Annotated in this window: 15 protein-coding genes; 1 reads left to right on the forward strand and 14 read right to left on the reverse strand. The window is 59.6% G+C overall.

The window, feature by feature from the left end:
* Positions 1 to 4: 4 nt before the first annotated feature.
* The 6 genes from AC1DVE_RS08370 to ppc form a co-directional block, all read right to left on the reverse strand.
* Positions 5 to 865: a DUF72 domain-containing protein gene (locus AC1DVE_RS08370; RefSeq protein WP_477783875.1), complete on the reverse strand. Its 861-nt coding sequence runs from the start codon at positions 863 to 865 to the stop codon at positions 5 to 7.
* The gene (locus AC1DVE_RS08375; RefSeq protein WP_057716196.1) at positions 865 to 1,170 is read right to left on the reverse strand and encodes a hypothetical protein; all 306 of its coding nucleotides are present in this window, start codon (positions 1,168 to 1,170) and stop codon (positions 865 to 867) included. Before AC1DVE_RS08375 ends, AC1DVE_RS08370 begins: the two co-directional genes overlap by 1 nt.
* Positions 1,171 to 1,398: 228 nt before the next feature.
* A complete protein-coding gene (locus tag AC1DVE_RS08380; protein WP_223458785.1) occupies positions 1,399 to 2,604 on the reverse strand; it encodes a hypothetical protein in 1,206 nt (401 codons plus the stop codon).
* A 350-nt stretch (positions 2,605 to 2,954) separates the two neighbouring features.
* Entirely contained in the window at positions 2,955 to 3,635 is a 681-nt protein-coding gene (gene tsaB / locus AC1DVE_RS08385) for a tRNA (adenosine(37)-N6)-threonylcarbamoyltransferase complex dimerization subunit type 1 TsaB (protein WP_223458783.1), read from the reverse strand.
* Positions 3,636 to 3,729: 94 nt separating this feature from the next.
* The gene (adk, locus tag AC1DVE_RS08390) at positions 3,730 to 4,377 is read right to left on the reverse strand and encodes an adenylate kinase (RefSeq protein ID WP_223458782.1); all 648 of its coding nucleotides are present in this window, start codon (positions 4,375 to 4,377) and stop codon (positions 3,730 to 3,732) included.
* Positions 4,378 to 4,665: 288 nt separating this feature from the next.
* Positions 4,666 to 7,296: a phosphoenolpyruvate carboxylase gene (gene ppc / locus AC1DVE_RS08395; RefSeq protein ID WP_477783876.1), complete on the reverse strand. Its 2,631-nt coding sequence runs from the start codon at positions 7,294 to 7,296 to the stop codon at positions 4,666 to 4,668.
* A 202-nt stretch (positions 7,297 to 7,498) separates the two neighbouring features.
* On the opposite strand from ppc, the gene AC1DVE_RS08400 reads away from it, so the two are divergent.
* A complete protein-coding gene (locus AC1DVE_RS08400) occupies positions 7,499 to 7,843 on the forward strand; it encodes a hypothetical protein (RefSeq protein ID WP_008051389.1) in 345 nt (114 codons plus the stop codon).
* A gap of 67 nt (positions 7,844 to 7,910) precedes the next feature.
* Here AC1DVE_RS08400 and AC1DVE_RS08405 read toward each other — a convergent pair whose 3' ends face one another.
* From AC1DVE_RS08405 to AC1DVE_RS08440, 8 genes are all read right to left on the reverse strand, one after another.
* Positions 7,911 to 8,240 carry a PA3694 family proteiin gene (locus tag AC1DVE_RS08405; protein WP_046041078.1) on the reverse strand — a complete coding sequence of 110 codons (330 nt, stop codon included), beginning with the start codon at positions 8,238 to 8,240 and terminating at the stop codon, positions 7,911 to 7,913.
* Entirely contained in the window at positions 8,237 to 9,151 is a 915-nt protein-coding gene (locus AC1DVE_RS08410; RefSeq protein WP_477783877.1) for an alpha/beta hydrolase, read from the reverse strand. The genes AC1DVE_RS08405 and AC1DVE_RS08410 overlap by 4 nt, the downstream gene beginning before the upstream one ends.
* An 81-nt stretch (positions 9,152 to 9,232) precedes the next feature.
* Positions 9,233 to 10,510, reverse strand: coding sequence for a flavohemoglobin expression-modulating QEGLA motif protein (locus AC1DVE_RS08415; RefSeq protein ID WP_116265086.1), 1,278 nt, complete (start codon positions 10,508 to 10,510; stop codon positions 9,233 to 9,235).
* 32 nt (positions 10,511 to 10,542) lie between these two features.
* Entirely contained in the window at positions 10,543 to 11,097 is a 555-nt protein-coding gene (locus tag AC1DVE_RS08420; protein ID WP_223532497.1) for a hypothetical protein, read from the reverse strand.
* A 156-nt stretch (positions 11,098 to 11,253) separates the two neighbouring features.
* Complete coding sequence (locus tag AC1DVE_RS08425) at positions 11,254 to 11,970, reverse strand: TetR/AcrR family transcriptional regulator (protein WP_223532495.1); 717 nt, start codon at positions 11,968 to 11,970, stop codon at positions 11,254 to 11,256.
* A gap of 98 nt (positions 11,971 to 12,068) precedes the next feature.
* Positions 12,069 to 13,571, reverse strand: coding sequence for a lysine--tRNA ligase (gene lysS / locus AC1DVE_RS08430; RefSeq protein ID WP_223458772.1), 1,503 nt, complete (start codon positions 13,569 to 13,571; stop codon positions 12,069 to 12,071).
* Positions 13,572 to 13,681: 110 nt separating this feature from the next.
* Positions 13,682 to 14,777 (reverse strand): peptide chain release factor 2 gene (prfB, locus tag AC1DVE_RS08435; protein ID WP_223458770.1). Its coding sequence is split into 2 segments (ribosomal slippage): positions 13,682 to 14,704 and positions 14,706 to 14,777, totalling 1,095 coding nucleotides; the frame shifts between segments, so codons are not numbered across the junction.
* A gap of 174 nt (positions 14,778 to 14,951) precedes the next feature.
* Entirely contained in the window at positions 14,952 to 15,953 is a 1,002-nt protein-coding gene (locus AC1DVE_RS08440) for a response regulator (RefSeq protein WP_223458768.1), read from the reverse strand.
* Positions 15,954 to 15,958 lie beyond the last annotated feature (5 nt).

Raw genomic sequence — 15,958 nt, forward strand, 5'->3', positions numbered from 1 at the left:
CGCCTCAGAGCAGGCCAAGTTGCTCGGCGACGGGTTCTCTGTATAGCTCAGGCAGCGCCGGCAAGCCAGGCAAACGCTGCATTAGCCGGGCGTGAAAACGCTGCGCCAGTTTCGCGGCCAGCAGGTTGTCGGCCGTGTGCAGGAAGATGTACGGCGTGCGACCTTCTTCGATCCATAACGCGATTTTCTCGACCCACGGCTCCAGGAACGTATCGTTGGCCTCAAGCGTCGGGTGGCCGATAAAACGCACCTGCGGGAATTGCGTGAATGCCGCGGGACGCGGTGGCACACGGGGTTTCTTCGATTGGGCGTGGAGCACCGAGGGCTCGGTCGAGGTGCAACTGAACAGCGCACGGGGATCGAGACAGATGCGTTCGACACCGCGATCCAGCAGCAGACGGTTGAGCATTCGCTCGCTGTCACCCTTGGCGAAAAACTCGTCGTGCCGCACTTCCACGGCCAGCGGCCGCTGCAGGGCATCGATAAACCCGGCCAACTCGGGCAAACGTTGGGGCGTGAAGTTTTTCGACAACTGTAACCACAATGGCGACACCCGCTCACCCAGAGGACTGAGTAACTGAGTGAAGGTCTCGGCGGCGGTCAGTTGCTCGCGCAGGTCACCACCGTGGCTGATCTCGCCGGGAAACTTGGCGGTGAAGCGAAAGTGTTCGGGCATGGTCTCGGCCCAACGCTGCACGGTGCTGGCAGCCGGGCTCGCATAGAAGGTCGTGTTGCCTTCCACGGCATTGAAAACCTGGGAATAGAGATCAAGAAAGTCGGCGGGCCTGGCGTCCGGCGGATACAGGTAGTCACGCCAGGCGTTTTCGCTCCAGGACGGACAACCGAGGTAATAAGGCAGCAACATCAGATGTACAGGTCAAGACCCAGCACATCGGCTTCCCAATCGACGAAACCGGCGGTGCTCAGGTAGCTGGCCAAGGCTGTCGCCACGCTTTTGCTCATGGCACGGTGGTAAATCATGTCTTGCTGACGGGCGGGGAGATTGCTCAGTTTTTGCGCAGAGGCTTTGGCAGCGCGGGCAGCCAGTTGCTCTTCAGTCGGGAATTCCAGCTCGCCTTCGATATCAATGGCGTCGTCTTCCACCACGCGGCCTTTGCGAGGTTTGCGCTTGATGGGATAGGACTGAGAGGAAACGCCGTCTATACGCATAGGTGCATACTCAGAATCAGTGATGGCAGTTTAGTGGCGCACTTTCCACTTCGCAAACCGCCGAGTGATAACAAGAACACATAAAAGGCAAAAGGTTTAAAAGCTGCGGTTAGTAAACGACGATTGGTGAATTCTACGACGGACATTCAGCTCCTACAGGGGGCTACCCGAGCAGTCGATCAATCGACCAACTGCTTTGTTCAAGGGGCATTCAGGGCGCCATGTCTTTTACACCGAAAGTGCATAAATCGACGGTGTACGGTATCCAGAGTCATTAAGATTTTCCCCGGCAACAATAACTCGTTTGTCGGCTTGAATCCTTACATCCCAAGAAAGCCCACCAACACCAACCGAGCCCCAGCCATTCTCACCGAAACCGGGATCAGATGAACCATTGGGTAAAAGCCTGCCTATTACAACCAATGGCCCCGATACCAAGTTATTTCCCGTCATCACGATTTTACCGTCCGATTGAACGGCCAATGAATACCAAATGGTGTTGCGACCTGCATCGGTGAAAACAGGTAGCCCTTCGTTGAAACCAGAGTCAGAATTTCCGTTGGATTCGAACCGCATTACCATGCCTTTAGAGCCGCCGCTGTTCAAGATGACTTGGCCTGCACATACAAGTTTCCCGTCGGGTTGAGCGACTAGCTGCCTCATTTTCAGCGCCCCTTCGGGGCTCTTGTAGTAGGCAAACCCTTCGTGGGCAAAACTGCTGTCAATCTCTCCATCAGAGGTATAACAACCAATTACCAGTTGATCGTCAGCCGTCCCCCCGACAATTATTTTCCCGTCATCCCGGACCAGAACACTTCTAAGTTCGATAGCGGGACCGTTACTTTTGACGTCTACATAACCACCATTGCCAAAGCTGTCATCTAGCTCCCCATTCTCCGCCTTCAAACGTATTAACAGAGAACCAAAACCTTCAGCCGTTCCGTACCCGAACGCAATCAGTATTTTACCGTCCGCTTGCAAACAACCACTCACCAACTCCATCACTACATAGCGCCCCTCGAATACAGGGACCAAAACTGTACCAAACACAAGATCAGGACTGCCTGAGCTATGGAAGCGGGTCAGCGCGGCACGGGCTGTGCTGTCAGTCCTTCTCGTATCACCGATCACAAGTATTTTGTGATCCGCTTGCACCAAAAGGCAGGAAGGTCTGGACTCTTCACCGTGGACAAAATGCCACTTGACGCGACCCGTTCCATTTCCAAAGGACGGGTCTAAAGCCCCCTCAGGTGTTGCTCGAAACAAAGAGTTTTCATTTTGCCAAGTCGCGAAGTAGAGCGAGCCATCCGCTGACAATTGCGCTGCTCGGGCATCACCTCTCAAAAGATTCGGTCTGATCTGCCCTGCTTCGCCGAAGCTTCGGTCCAGTGGCAATCCCACACGCTGTTCGGCTAGAGTTTTTTCAGTTTTCATTTATTCGCTCCTGATTACAGCCCAGACGAATACGATTGGTATCCACAGCGATTTCATTTCAAAGGAATGAAGCGTAACTCATTCATCCAGGAATGAAGCCACTCAAGGCTGATGAACCTGAATTAAGCGCGATTAAACTAACCATATGAAACTGTCAAACATGACAGTTGCAAAAATGAAAATTCCCATGTGTGCGGGGAGCGGAAGAGTAAACCGATTAAGATTACTAACCACTGGAGACAACGTTTGATAACGTCGCAATAGCCTATGCCGGCGCAGCTACCGGCATGAATACATATCGAGCCATGAACAAATACCAAGCGAGAATTTTAAGATTCAAAATATCTCGATCATGTTTTCGGTGCCTTGGGAGTCGCCACTTTATCGCGCAGATAAACCGGCTGCGCCTCATCGGCCACGATCCCCTCGCCGCGTTCCCAGGCAAACCGCGCCAAAGTCAGCAAGTCTTGCGCGTGGGGCAACATGCCCGCGTCCTGCCCGCTCAGGCTGACGGCGATACGCTCGGCATAACCCCAACCGGTGCCTGCGCCGAACCATTCGCCGCCGGCATCGGCCGGCAATGCAGCGGACTCCGGCGGCAGTACCGCTTCGGCCCCCACCAGGCGCATCTCCCCGGCCGTTTCGCGGTAGCAACCCCAATACACTTCGTCCATCCGTGCGTCGATGGCCGCGGCGACCTGAGTGGCACCGTGTTCGCGCAGCGCACGTTGCGCCAGCACGGCCAGGTTCGACACCGGCAGCACCGGGCGATCCAGGGCAAACGCCAGGCCTTGCACCACGCCGATGGCAATGCGCACACCGGTGAAGGCGCCCGGGCCACGGCCGAACGCGATGGCATCGACCGCTTGCAGCGTGGTGCCTGCATCGGCCAGCAATTGCTTGATCATCGGCAACAGCTTTTGCGCGTGCAGGCGCGGGATCACCTCGTAATGACTCGTGACCTTGCCGTCATGCAGCAAGGCAACGGAGCAAGCTTCAGTCGCGGTGTCCAGGGCCAGCAAGGTGCTCATCGATGTATCCACAAGAGAGATCAGAAAAAAGTGCGTCAGTATAAACAACTACGGCCCGCAAGCGGGCCGTGGATGATACAGCGGGTCAGGTTTTTCAGCTCAGGGCTGCAAGCACCTTGGAGGTGATCGCTTCAACCGAACCGACGCCTTCGATGTGGCTGTACTGTGGCTTGCCATTGGCAGCCGACAGCTTCTGGTAGAAGTCCACCAGCGGCTTGGTCTGGGAGTGGTAGACCGACAGGCGATGACGCACGGTTTCTTCGGTGTCGTCCTTGCGCTGCACCAGCTCTTCACCGGTGACGTCGTCTTTGCCAGCGATTTTCGGCGGGTTGTAGACGATGTGGTACACGCGGCCGCTGGCCTCGTGAACACGGCGACCGGCGATACGCTGGACGATTTCTTCGTCTTCAACGGCGATTTCAACCACTGCATCCAGCTCGACGCCGGCAGTCACCAGGGCTTCAGCCTGGGGAATGGTGCGCGGGAAGCCGTCGAACAGGAAACCGTTGGCGCAGTCGGACTGGGCGATGCGGTCCTTGACCAGTGCGATGATCAGGTCATCGGACACCAGGCCGCCGGCATCCATGATGCTCTTGGCCTTGATGCCCAGCTCGGTGCCGGCCTTGACCGCTGCACGCAACATGTCGCCGGTGGAGATTTGCGGAATGCCGAATTTTTCGGTGATGAACTTAGCCTGAGTACCTTTACCGGCCCCGGGAGCTCCCAGCAGAATGACGCGCATCGATGTGCTCCTCAATTTTTTATATGGATAACGTCAGATTCGCCTCGTGGGGCCAATCTCAAAAATAGGGTCGTGACCGCCCAAACGGTCAAAGGCTGCTCAAGATACACAGCAGGCTGCGCCCACACAAGACGCCGAAAGTCGGAGAAACCGCTGCCTCTTGCGACCATTGCGCACAGTTTCCCAAGTCGCAACCCCATCATTAACTGTCGCCTGACAGCACTTTTGCACCCGTCAAACGGCGGCATCCGGCTCACCTGCCGGATGCCTGACCCCACGGCAAAAACCTTAGCCGGTGTTACGCAAACCGGCGGCAATCCCCGCCACAGACACCAGCAAGGCCTGTTCTACCGGGCTGCCCTGCGCCACGTCCTGCACTCTTGAACGGGCCAGCAACTCGGCCTGCAATAGATGAAGCGGGTCGAGGTAGGTGTTGCGCAAGCGGATGAACTCAAGGGTCGCTGGGCTATGTGCCAGCAGCTGCGACTGCCCGGTCAGGCCGAGAACGATGGCGCACGCCTGCGACAATAGGTCGCGTAAGTGCGCACCCAATGGCAACAGATTCGGCTCCACCAGACGCTCATCGTAGGACTGTGCAATGTCGGCATCGGCCTTGGCCAGGACCATTTCCAGCATGTCGATGCGGGTGCGGAAGAACGGCCACTGCTCGCGCATTTGCCCCAGCAGTTCGCCTTCGCCGCGCTCCAGAGCCTTGCTCAGGGCCGCTTCCCAACCCAGCCAGGCCGGCAGCATCAGGCGCGTCTGGGTCCAGCCGAAGATCCACGGAATCGCCCGCAGGCTTTCGATCCCCCCGGCCCGGCGCTTGGCCGGACGACTGCCCAGCGGCAAACGACCGAGTTCCTGCTCCGGCGTCGACTGGCGGAAATACTCCACGAACTGCGGATTCTCTCGAACCACGGCACGGTAGGCACTGACACCGTCTGCGGCCAGTTCGTCCATCAAATGGCGCCACTCGGGCGTAGGTGGCGGCGGAGGCAGCAAGGTCGCCTCCAGCACGGCGGCCAGGTACAGATTGAGGTTTTGCTCGGCGATGTCCGGCAGGCCGAACTTGAATCGAATCATTTCGCCCTGTTCGGTGGTGCGGAAACGCCCCGCCACCGAACCCGGTGGCTGCGACAGGATCGCCGCATGGGCCGGGCCGCCGCCGCGCCCCACGGTGCCGCCGCGACCGTGGAACAACAGCAACTCGACTTGTTGCTCGCGACAGATATCCACCAGTCGCTCTTGCGCCCGGTACTGCGCCCAGGCCGCTGCGGTGGTGCCGGCGTCCTTGGCCGAGTCGGAGTAGCCGATCATCACTTCCTGCGGCCCTTGCAGGCGCGCGCGATAGCCCGGCAACAGCAGCAGCTTCTCGATCACCGGACCCGCGTTGTCGAGGTCGGCCAGGGTTTCGAACAGCGGCACCACGCGCATCGGCCGCAACACGCCGGACTCTTTGAGCAGCAATTGCACGGCCAGCACATCGGAAGCCGCTCCGGCCATGGAAATCACATAGGAACCGAGGGATGCCGACGGCGCAGCGGCGATTTCCCGGCAGGTCGCCAGCACCTCGGCGGTGTCGGCGGAAGGCTTGAAGTACGTCGGCAACAAGGGGCGACGGTTGCTCAATTCGCGCATCAGGAAGGCGATGCGCTCTTCCTCGCTCCAGTCCTCGTAGCGACCCAGGCCGAGGTAGTCGGTGATTTCGGTCATCGCCGCAGTGTGCCGCGACGAGTCCTGGCGTACATCCAGACGAACCAGGAACAGACCGAATGTCACTGCCCGACGCAGGCAATCGAGCAACGGCCCGTCGGCGATCACGCCCATGCCGCACTCGTGCAAGGAGCGGTAGCAAAGCTCCAGTGGATCGAGCAGTTCGCGGTTGTCTTGCAGCACATCGGCGGGTGCAGAGGCTGGCGTCGACAAGGCGGCATGTGCCCAGTTGCGCGTTGCCCGCAGGCGGTCGCGCAGCTGCTTGAGCACTGCCCGGTACGGTTCGGCGCTGTCTCCCGCCTTGGCCTTCAATTCATCGCTGGCCTGCTGCATCGACAGCTCGGCGGCCAGGCGATCGACATCGCGCAGGTACAAATCGGCCGCCATCCAGCGCGCCAACAGTAAAACCTCTCGGGTAACCGCCGCCGTCACGTTCGGATTGCCGTCCCGGTCGCCGCCCATCCACGAGGCAAAGCGAATCGGAGCCGCCTCCAGTGGCAAGCGCAGGCCAGTGGCGGCGTGCAGGGCCTGATCGGCCTTGCGCAGATAATTGGGAATGGCCTGCCACAGCGAATGCTCGATCACCGCGAAACCCCACTTGGCTTCGTCCACCGGTGTCGGACGCGTGCGGCGAATTTCTTCGGTATGCCAGGCTTCGGCGATCAGGCGCTGCAAGGTGGTCTTGATCTGCTCGCGCTCGGCACTGGTCAAGTCGCGGTGATCCTGAGCCGCCAGTTGCGCGGCGATGGCGTCGTACTTCTGGATCAGTGTGCGGCGTGCAACTTCGGTCGGGTGCGCGGTCAATACCAGCTCGATCTCCAGCCGGCCCAGTTGCCGGGCCAGCGCTTCGGCGCCATGCCCTTCGGCGCGCAGGCGCGCGAGCAACTCCGGCAGTACCCGGGCTTCGAACGGCGCCTCTTGGGATTCCTCGCGGCGGTGAATCAACTGGTACTGCTCGGCGATGTTGGCCAAGTTGAGAAACTGGTTGAACGCCCGCGCCACCGGCAGCAACTCGTCTTCGCTCAACTGGTTGAGGCTGGCACTGAGTTCGGCGTCCATGGAGCCACGCCGGTCAGCCTTGGCGCCCTTGCGGATCTGCTCGATCTTGTCGAGAAAACCGTCGCCATATTGCTCACGAATGGTGTTGCCCAACAGCTCACCCAACAGGTGAACGTCCTCGCGCAAGCGTGCATCAATATCGGTCATCAGCAGGTCTCCAGCAAAAAATCCGGGCGGCTAAGAACCTAGAGAGTGCCGCCCCAGACAGGTTCTTACAAGCAAGACGACGAAGGGACTGTAAACCCTGCCTGTTGAGGCTAGTCTGAACGGTAAGCCGTACAACGGTTGTCGCCGGCCAATGCCGGACACTCACTCTGCCTGCCACGAGCGGGAGCGCAATGAGGTCAATATGAAAATCCGCGAGCTTGCCCACCACTGGGAAGAAAACGCCAAGGGTCGCCTGACCGACACCGGCTACTCGATTCATCTGGATGTGGAGTCTGCCGCACGGCTGGCCGCGCTCGTCGAGATGTACCCCAAGCGGCATCCCGAAGAACTGCTCGGCGATCTGATCGGCGCCGCACTGGAAGAGCTGGAAAGAAGCTTCCCGTACGTCAAAGGCACGACCGTGGTCGCCACCGATGAAGAAGGCGATCCGCTATACGAAGACATCGGGCCGACCCCGCGCTTTCTGGCGCTGTCCCGTCGGCATTTGCACGATTTGTCGGTGCCTGACGACAAACAGAAACACTGATTTTCCACAGAACCTGTGGGAGCGGGCTTGCTCCCACATTGGATCTGTGTTGTTAGTTAGAACCGGGTTACTGCTCCAGCTTCTGCGGCGTCTCCTGCCCCATGCAGCGCACGGCTTTTTTCTTGCTGTCGACCAACACGCCGGTCAGGCCTTTCTGTTCCATGTCGAACAGCACCAGCACGCCATCGATGCACTGCGCCACTTGGGCTGCCGGTTCCAGTGAGACTTTGTAGTCTTCACCCGGCACGGTCTTGAGCATGGTGAATTCGTTGAGCAGCAACGCATCCTCGGGCTTGGCGAAGTGCAGGTAGCCGTACCACCACAGGGCACCGACGGTGCCGAGGATGCTGCAGATACCGGTGATGATCAGCGGGATGGCGTTACGTTCTTCACTCATTGCGGACTCTCTGGTGGTTCATCTTCTGAATTCGGGGGCGCCGGGTAATTGGGAATCTCACCCAACCGGCGCAGGCCGTTGAAATGTTGTGGATCATCGAGATAACGCAGCATGACCTTGCGCCAGACCGGGTCGGCGAACGTCTGCACATGACCGCCACGGGTCAGTTGCAGCACCCGCGGCGGCGGCGCAGCTTGATACAGTCGGATGCCGTTGGAAAGAGGCACGATCGGATCGTCGATGCTGTGGTAGATCAGTTTCGGCACGTCCTTGAGTTGTGCGATGGCGTTGATCGCGCTGTCGCCGTCCGGCACCAGCCACGACAACGGCACCTGGAACGGCCAGGTCAGCCAGGAGTTGCTGAGGGCAAACTGGCCGACGCTGCGGTAACTGGCGGGGACGCCATCGAGCACGATGGCCTTGAGTTGTTTCTGGCGTTCCGGGTGCTGCACCAGGTAATGCACGGCCATCGAACCACCGAGGCTCTGGCCGAGCAGGATCAGCGGCTTGCCCTGAACCTCCGGCGCCTTGTCCAGCCAGGCGAACGCCGCATCGATGTCCTGGTAGATCGCCGGCAGGCTCGGCTCGCCTTCGGACAAGCCATAACCGCGATAGTCCACAAGCAACACCTGGTAACCATTTTTCGGCAACCAAAAGCTCCCGCCGAGGTGCATGGGCAGGTTTCCGCCGTTGCCGTGCAGGTGCAGCACCGTGCCTTTGACCTCCACACCCTTCTTCGCCGGCAGCCACCATGCATTCAGCTTGAGGCAATCGGCGGTGATCAGGGTGACGGTGCGGTATTCGAGCCCGGCTTTTTCAGGGGTGAACAACTGGCCGGGTTCAGGGTAGAACAACAGCGAACTGCAACCGTTCAAGGCCAGGAGAAGGCAGAGGATGCCGAGGATTCTCATCCGTTGAAACCTCGCAGAAAAGGAGTGGAACACGGTTCAATGTGGGAGCAAGCCCGCTCCCACATTTGGATCTCACCAGCCTTAAAGGATGTTGGAGTAATCCGCCTCGATCCGGTCCAGGCTCAGGTGGTTGAGGAAGTTGGAGAAGCACATCCACGCCGACAGCGCGTTCATGTCGCGGAACTGTTCCGGCAGGTACTTGGGCGGCACCACCAGGCCTTCGTCCACCAACTGGCGCAAGGTACGCATGTCTTCCAGGGTGGTCTTGCCGCAGAACAACAGCGGTATCTGCTCCAGCTTGCCTTTACGCACGGCCAGCTGAATGTAGTTGTAAATCATGATGAAGCCCTTGAGGTAGGACAAGTCTTTGGTAAATGGCAGACCTGTCGGCACCGAGCCGCGGAAAACGCGACTGGCGTTGCTGTAGCTCTCGGGCATTTCGAAGCCTTGCTCGCGGAAGAACTCGAACACCTGCAGGAAGTCGGCACCCTCCTCCACCATGTGAATGGCCCGCGTGCGGTTGGTCAGTTTGCGCAGGCGGCTCGGGTAAGAGGCGAAGGTGATGATTTCCATCAGGATCGCCAGGCCTTCCTGGGTCACCGTCGACGAGGGCGGCCCCTTGGAGAGGAAGGTGCAGATCGGCTGGTTCAGGCCGTTGAGGGTGGTGCCGACATGCACCAGCCCTTCATGAACTTCCAGTGCCCGCACGTCGCGGTCGTTGAACATCGCGTCGGCGCGGATCTTGATGTAATCGGCGCCGGCCGCCGCATCGGCGACGATGCCGTCGGACTCGAACACCCGGATGGTTTCCTCGGCCTCGCCGAACACCTTGTTCAAGCGGTGTTGCAGCAGGTTGACGGCATCCTTGGCGGTCAATGTCTTCGGCTCATCCTTGAGGTCGCCACGACCGTCGATGTTGTTCAGGTATTCGGACAACATCATGCCCAGGTCGGACAGCGTCGGGTCGCCAGCGTGGAACGCGTCGGACGCGGCGCCGTACAACTCCTGGGAAATCAGGCCGAAATCCTCGGTGCCGCGCGCTTCGAGCATGCGCACCACCATGCGGTATTCCTTGCACATGCGGCGCATGATCTGGCCGACCGGGTTGAACTGGCCGAGCTGGCGGGTGATGTCGCGCTCGATGTTCTGGAACTCCAGCTTCACTTTGCTGGAGTCGAAGGCCAGCGGCCGGTTGAGGTAGTAGTCGCGGTCCACCGCCGGCATTTCCTTGCCCTTGGCTTTGAGGAAACCCTTACGAATGTTGTCGTCCCACTTGACCGCATCGAGGACGCGGATCGGCGTCTGCGCCAGCACGATGCGATCGGACAAAATGCGTATCGACTGTTGGTAATCGTCCACCCGAAACTCCTGTAGAAACCTGTTTGTGCTGCTTATTTGGCTTTGGCCTGACGCTGGTAGCGTACGGCTTCGACGAACACATCGGAATTGGCCGGGTCGTCGAGGTAGGCAGCGACCTGATCCATCTGGCTGTCGATCAATACGCCATCGCCGTCGTGGGTCTGGAAGCTTTCACCGCTCAGGGCTTTCTGCTTGATGGCTTGATTGATCTGTTCGAGATCGAGGTTGTAGACCACCAACTCATGTTTGTCGGTCAGTTCAAAACCGGCCAAGGTGAAATGCCCGCCGAACTGCGCCGGCACCTTCGCCGACAGATACCAGCGGTTGCCATGGCGCGACACCGTGAAGGGATAGGTCTCCCGCGCCTTGGGCCTGGCCCGGTAATAGCTGACGGCCTGATAGCGATTGTCGCCGATGCGGGTCAGTTCGAGGTTGAGCGGCTCGCCCCAGGCATTGGTGCTGGTCCATTTGCCGAGCAATCCCTTGGGCGCGGGTTCGCTTGCAGGCAGCGGTTCCTGGAAGGTCACCAGACAGCCACTGAGCAGCAGGAACGACAAGGCGATCACAACGACACGCCAGGCTTTCATTCAACACTCCCTTGAAGATCACACGGCTTCACCCTGTGGGAGCGGGCTTGCTCCGGGCGGCGTTCCGACGAAGGCGGTTCAACATTCAGCATTCAAGTCGACTGATACACCGCTTTCGCGAGCAAGCCCGCTCCCACAGGTAATGCACCAACCGAGCTACACCGACGCCAGCACCAGGTGCATGTAGCGCGTCAGGATGCCGAGCATTTCCTCTTCGGCGGCAGGCTCGTCTACGTTGAGCAGGCCCTGATATTCCATCCGGCCGATAATCGCCGTCAACACCTTGGCATCCTGATGCGGCTCGCGCGAGCCCAACACCTGGAACAGCTGGCAAGAGCCCTGCAACAGGATTTGCTGATGCGAGCGCACCAGTTCGGCCAGGCGCGGGTTGAGCAATGCCTCCTGACGGAACGCCTGCTCGGCCATCAGATGCTCACGACGATTGACCAGTTGCCGGTGAACGTAGTCGGTCATCAGCCGCGCAATATCGTCCGCCAGCTTCGAGCGCGCCTGCGGGCTGCCATCGCCCCTGTCGATCATGTCGCGCAGCAGGCCCTCGTTGTTCACCCACAGTTTGCCCATGTACGCCGCACTGCGTTCCACGTATTGGGCGAAGGTATCGGTGAGCAGGTCATCGATATCCTTGAAATAGTAAGTGGTCGCCGACAACGGCACTTGTGCCTCGGCGGCCACCGCACGGTGCCGTACGGCCCGTACACCGTCACGCACGACAATGCGCATGGCGGCATCCAGGATTTCCTGTCGTCGCTGTTCGCTGCCCTGTCGGCTGGCCTTGCGGCCCTGGTACTGAACACTTTCAGCGACCGCAGTGGCGATACCCGCTGCACCTTCTTGAGCTATTGCACGAATCACGACTGGTATTTCCTCTCAGATGAAAGTAACAAGTTGATACGTTTGTACCAGACAGGCAATAAAAAGCCGCCTCAAAGGCGGCTTTTTATTTGAAACACTTACGCTTGCGGCCGCATGTGCGGGAACAGGATCACGTCGCGGATCGACGGAGAGTTGGTCAGCAGCATCACCAGACGGTCGATACCGATGCCTTCACCCGCCGTTGGCGGCATGCCGTACTCCAGCGCACGAACGAAGTCGGCGTCGTAGTGCATGGCTTCGTCGTCGCCGGCGTCCTTGTCGGCCACCTGGGCCATGAAGCGCTCGGCCTGGTCTTCCGCGTCGTTCAACTCGGAGTAGGCGTTGGCGATTTCACGACCACCGATGAACAGCTCGAAACGGTCGGTGACATTCGGGTTGTCGTCATTACGACGGGCCAGCGGCGACACTTCGAACGGGTACTGGGTAATGAAGTGCGGCTGCTCCAGCTTGTGCTCGACCAGCTCTTCGAAAATCATCACCTGCAGCTTGCCCAGGCCTTCGAAGCCCAGCACCTTGGCGCCGGCCTTCTTCGCGATGGCACGAGCCTTGTCGATGTCGCTCAGGTCATCAGCGGTCAGCTCAGGGTTGTACTTGAGGATCGAGTCGAACACCGACAGACGCACGAACGGCTCGCCGAAGTGGAACACCTTGTCGCCGTATGGCACGTCGGTGCTGCCCAGAACCAGCTGCGCCAGTTCGCGGAACAGCTCTTCGGTCAGGTCCATGTTGTCTTCGTAGTCGGCGTAGGCCTGGTAGAACTCCAACATGGTGAATTCAGGGTTGTGACGAGTCGAAACGCCTTCGTTACGGAAGTTGCGGTTGATCTCGAACACTTTCTCGAAGCCGCCAACAACAAGGCGCTTGAGGTACAGCTCCGGCGCGATACGCAGGAACATGCCCATGTCCAGCGCATTGTGGTGGGTTTCGAACGGCTTGGCTGCCGCGCCGCCAGGAATGGTCTGCAGCATCGGCGTTTCCACTTCCAGGAAGTCACGCTTCATCAGGAAGCTGCGGATGTGCGCGATGACTTGCGAACGCACGCGGAAAGTCTGGCGCACGTCTTCGTTGACGATCAGGTCAACGTAGCGCTGGCGGTAGCGCTGTTCGGTGTCGGTCAGGCCGTGGTGCTTGTCCGGCAGCGGGCGCAGGGATTTGGTCAGCAGGCGCACGTTGGTCATTTCAACGTACAGGTCGCCCTTGCCGGAACGGGCCAGGGTGCCTTCGGCGGCAATGATGTCGCCCATGTCCCAGGTTTTCACCGCGGCCAGGGTTTCTTCGGACAGGGTCTTGCGGTTGACGTAGACCTGGATGCGACCGGTCATGTCCTGGATCACCATGAACGAGCCACGGTTGAGCATGATGCGACCGGCAACCTTGACCGGGATCGCAGCCTCTGCCAGCTCTTCCTTGGTCTTGTCCGCGTACTGTTTCTGCAGTTGTTCGCAGTAGTTTTCGCGGCGGAAGTCGTTCGGGAAGGCATTGCCCTTGGCGCGCTCGGCAGCAAGCTTTTCCTTGCGCAGGGCGATCAGGGAGTTTTCTTCCTGTTGCAGGGCTTGCGGGTCGAGTTCTAGGTCGCTCATGTCTTTAAAAATTCCATCAGGTTCGTTGTCCCCAGCCTGCGGCTGGGGATCGCGGGCAAGCCCGCTCCTACAAGGATCGCGCTGAGTCAGCCGATCCTGTATTGCATTGCTTACAGCCCGGACTTCAGGCTCGCTTCCAGGTATTCGTCGATGTCGCCATCGAGCACCTTGTCACAGTCGCTGCGTTCGATGTTGGTGCGCAGATCCTTGATCCGCGAGGCATCAAGCACGTACGAACGGATCTGATGACCCCAGCCGATATCGGACTTGGTGTCTTCCAGCGCCTGGGACGCCGCGTTGCGCTTCTGTATTTCCTGCTCGTACAACTTGGCCCGCAGCATTTTCATGGCGGTGTCTTTGTTCGCGTGCTGGGAACGTTCGTTCTGGCAGCTGACCACGGTGTTGGTCGGTACGTGGGTGATACGTACGGCCGAGTCGGTGGTGTTTACGTGCTGACCACCGGCACCCGAGGAGCGATAGGTATCGATCCGCAAGTCTGCCGGGTTGATTTCGATTTCCACCTTGTCATCGATCTCTGGCGAGACGAACACCGCGGAGAACGAGGTGTGGCGACGGTTGCCGGAGTCGAACGGGCTCTTGCGCACCAGACGGTGCACGCCGATCTCGGTACGCAGCCAGCCAAAGGCGTATTCGCCCTTGATGTGCACGGTGGCGCCCTTGATCCCGGCGACTTCACCGGCCGACAGCTCCATGATGGTCGCGTCGAAACCGCGTTTGTCGGCCCAGCGCAGGTACATGCGCAGCAGAATGTTGGCCCAGTCCTGGGCTTCGGTGCCGCCGGAACCGGCCTGGATGTCCAGGTAGGCGTTGTTCGGGTCCATTTCATGGCTGAACATGCGCCGGAATTCCAGCTTGGCCAGACTTTCCTCAAGACGGGCCAGCTCGGCGACGACATCGCCCACTGCGCCTTCGTCGTTCTCTTCAACGGCCATGTCCAGCAGGTCGCGGCAATCGGCCAGACCAGTGTTCAGCTCGTCGAGGGTATCGACGATCTGCGCCAGCGCAGCGCGCTCGCGGCCCAGCTCCTGGGCGTATTCAGGTTTGTTCCAGACACTCGGATCTTCAAGCTCGCGATTGACTTCGGTCAGACGCTCATGCTTTTGATCGTAGTCAAAGATACCCCCGAATAGTTTCGGAGCGCTCGGACAGGTCCTTGATGGTGTTCAGGATCGGGTTGATTTCCATGACGGGCAGCACTCGTTGGCGAACTTTTGAAAGCCGGCGAGTATACCGTAATCAAGCGGCCCCGGCAGCCCGCATGGCGGGTTTACCGGCGAATGGTTTCAGTCAGCGGCCACCTGCCAACTGCAAATCAAGCAGTCACCACCCACCATAGGTTCATCACCATCAGGTCGAGCGTTACTCGACGCCCACCTGATTGCGCCCATTGTTCTTCGCCGAATACAGCCCCTTGTCCGCCGCCAGGATCAGGTCGCGGCAGTTGCTGCCCGCTTTCGGCGTGATGGTCGACAGGCCGATGCTGATGGTCAGGCTCGAACCTTCGGTTGGTGAGTTATGCGGGATCTTCAGGGCTGCCACGGTCTGGCGCAGCTTCTCGGCCACCAGCCGTGCCCCGCCCTGGGAGGTGTTGGGCAGCACCAACGCGAACTCTTCGCCGCCGTAGCGGGCCGGCAGGTCCGAAGGCCGGGCACTGGCGTCCTTGATCGCCGTGGCGACCTTGCGCAGGGCTTCATCGCCTTCCAGGTGGCCGAAGCTGTCGTTGTAGGCCTTGAAGTAGTCCACGTCGATCATCAACAACGACAACTGGCTCTGCTCACGCAACGAACGACGCCACTCCAGTTCCATGTATTCATCGAAGTGCCGACGGTTCGACAATCCCGTCAAGCCATCGGAGTTCATCAGGCGTTGCAGCACCAGGTTGGTGTCGAGCAGTTGCTGCTGGCTGACCCGCAACGCGCGGTACGCCGCGTCCCGTTGCAGCAGGGTCATGTAGGAGCGCGAGTGATAGCGGATGCGCGCGACCAGTTCGATGTTGTCCGGCAGCTTGACCAGATAATCGTTGGCCCCGGCCGCAAAGGCCGCGCTCTTGATCAACGGGTCTTCCTTGGTCGACAGGACGATGATCGGAATGTCCTTGGTCGCCGGGTGATTGCGGTATTCACGCACCAGGCTCAGGCCGTCAAGGCCGGGCATGACCAGATCCTGCAGGATCACTGTCGGCTTGATGCGTACCGCGTGGGCGATGGCCTGGTGCGGGTCGGCGCAGAAGTGGAAATCGATATTCTCTTCGTTCGACAGGCCGCGGCGCACGGCTTCGCCGATCATGGCCTGATCGTCCACCAGCAACACCATGGCGGCGTTTTCGTCGGTCTTGAAGTCGTCGAGCTGTAATTCAGTCATGTTCG

The organism is Pseudomonas sp. P4_B4, from assembly GCF_056402255.1.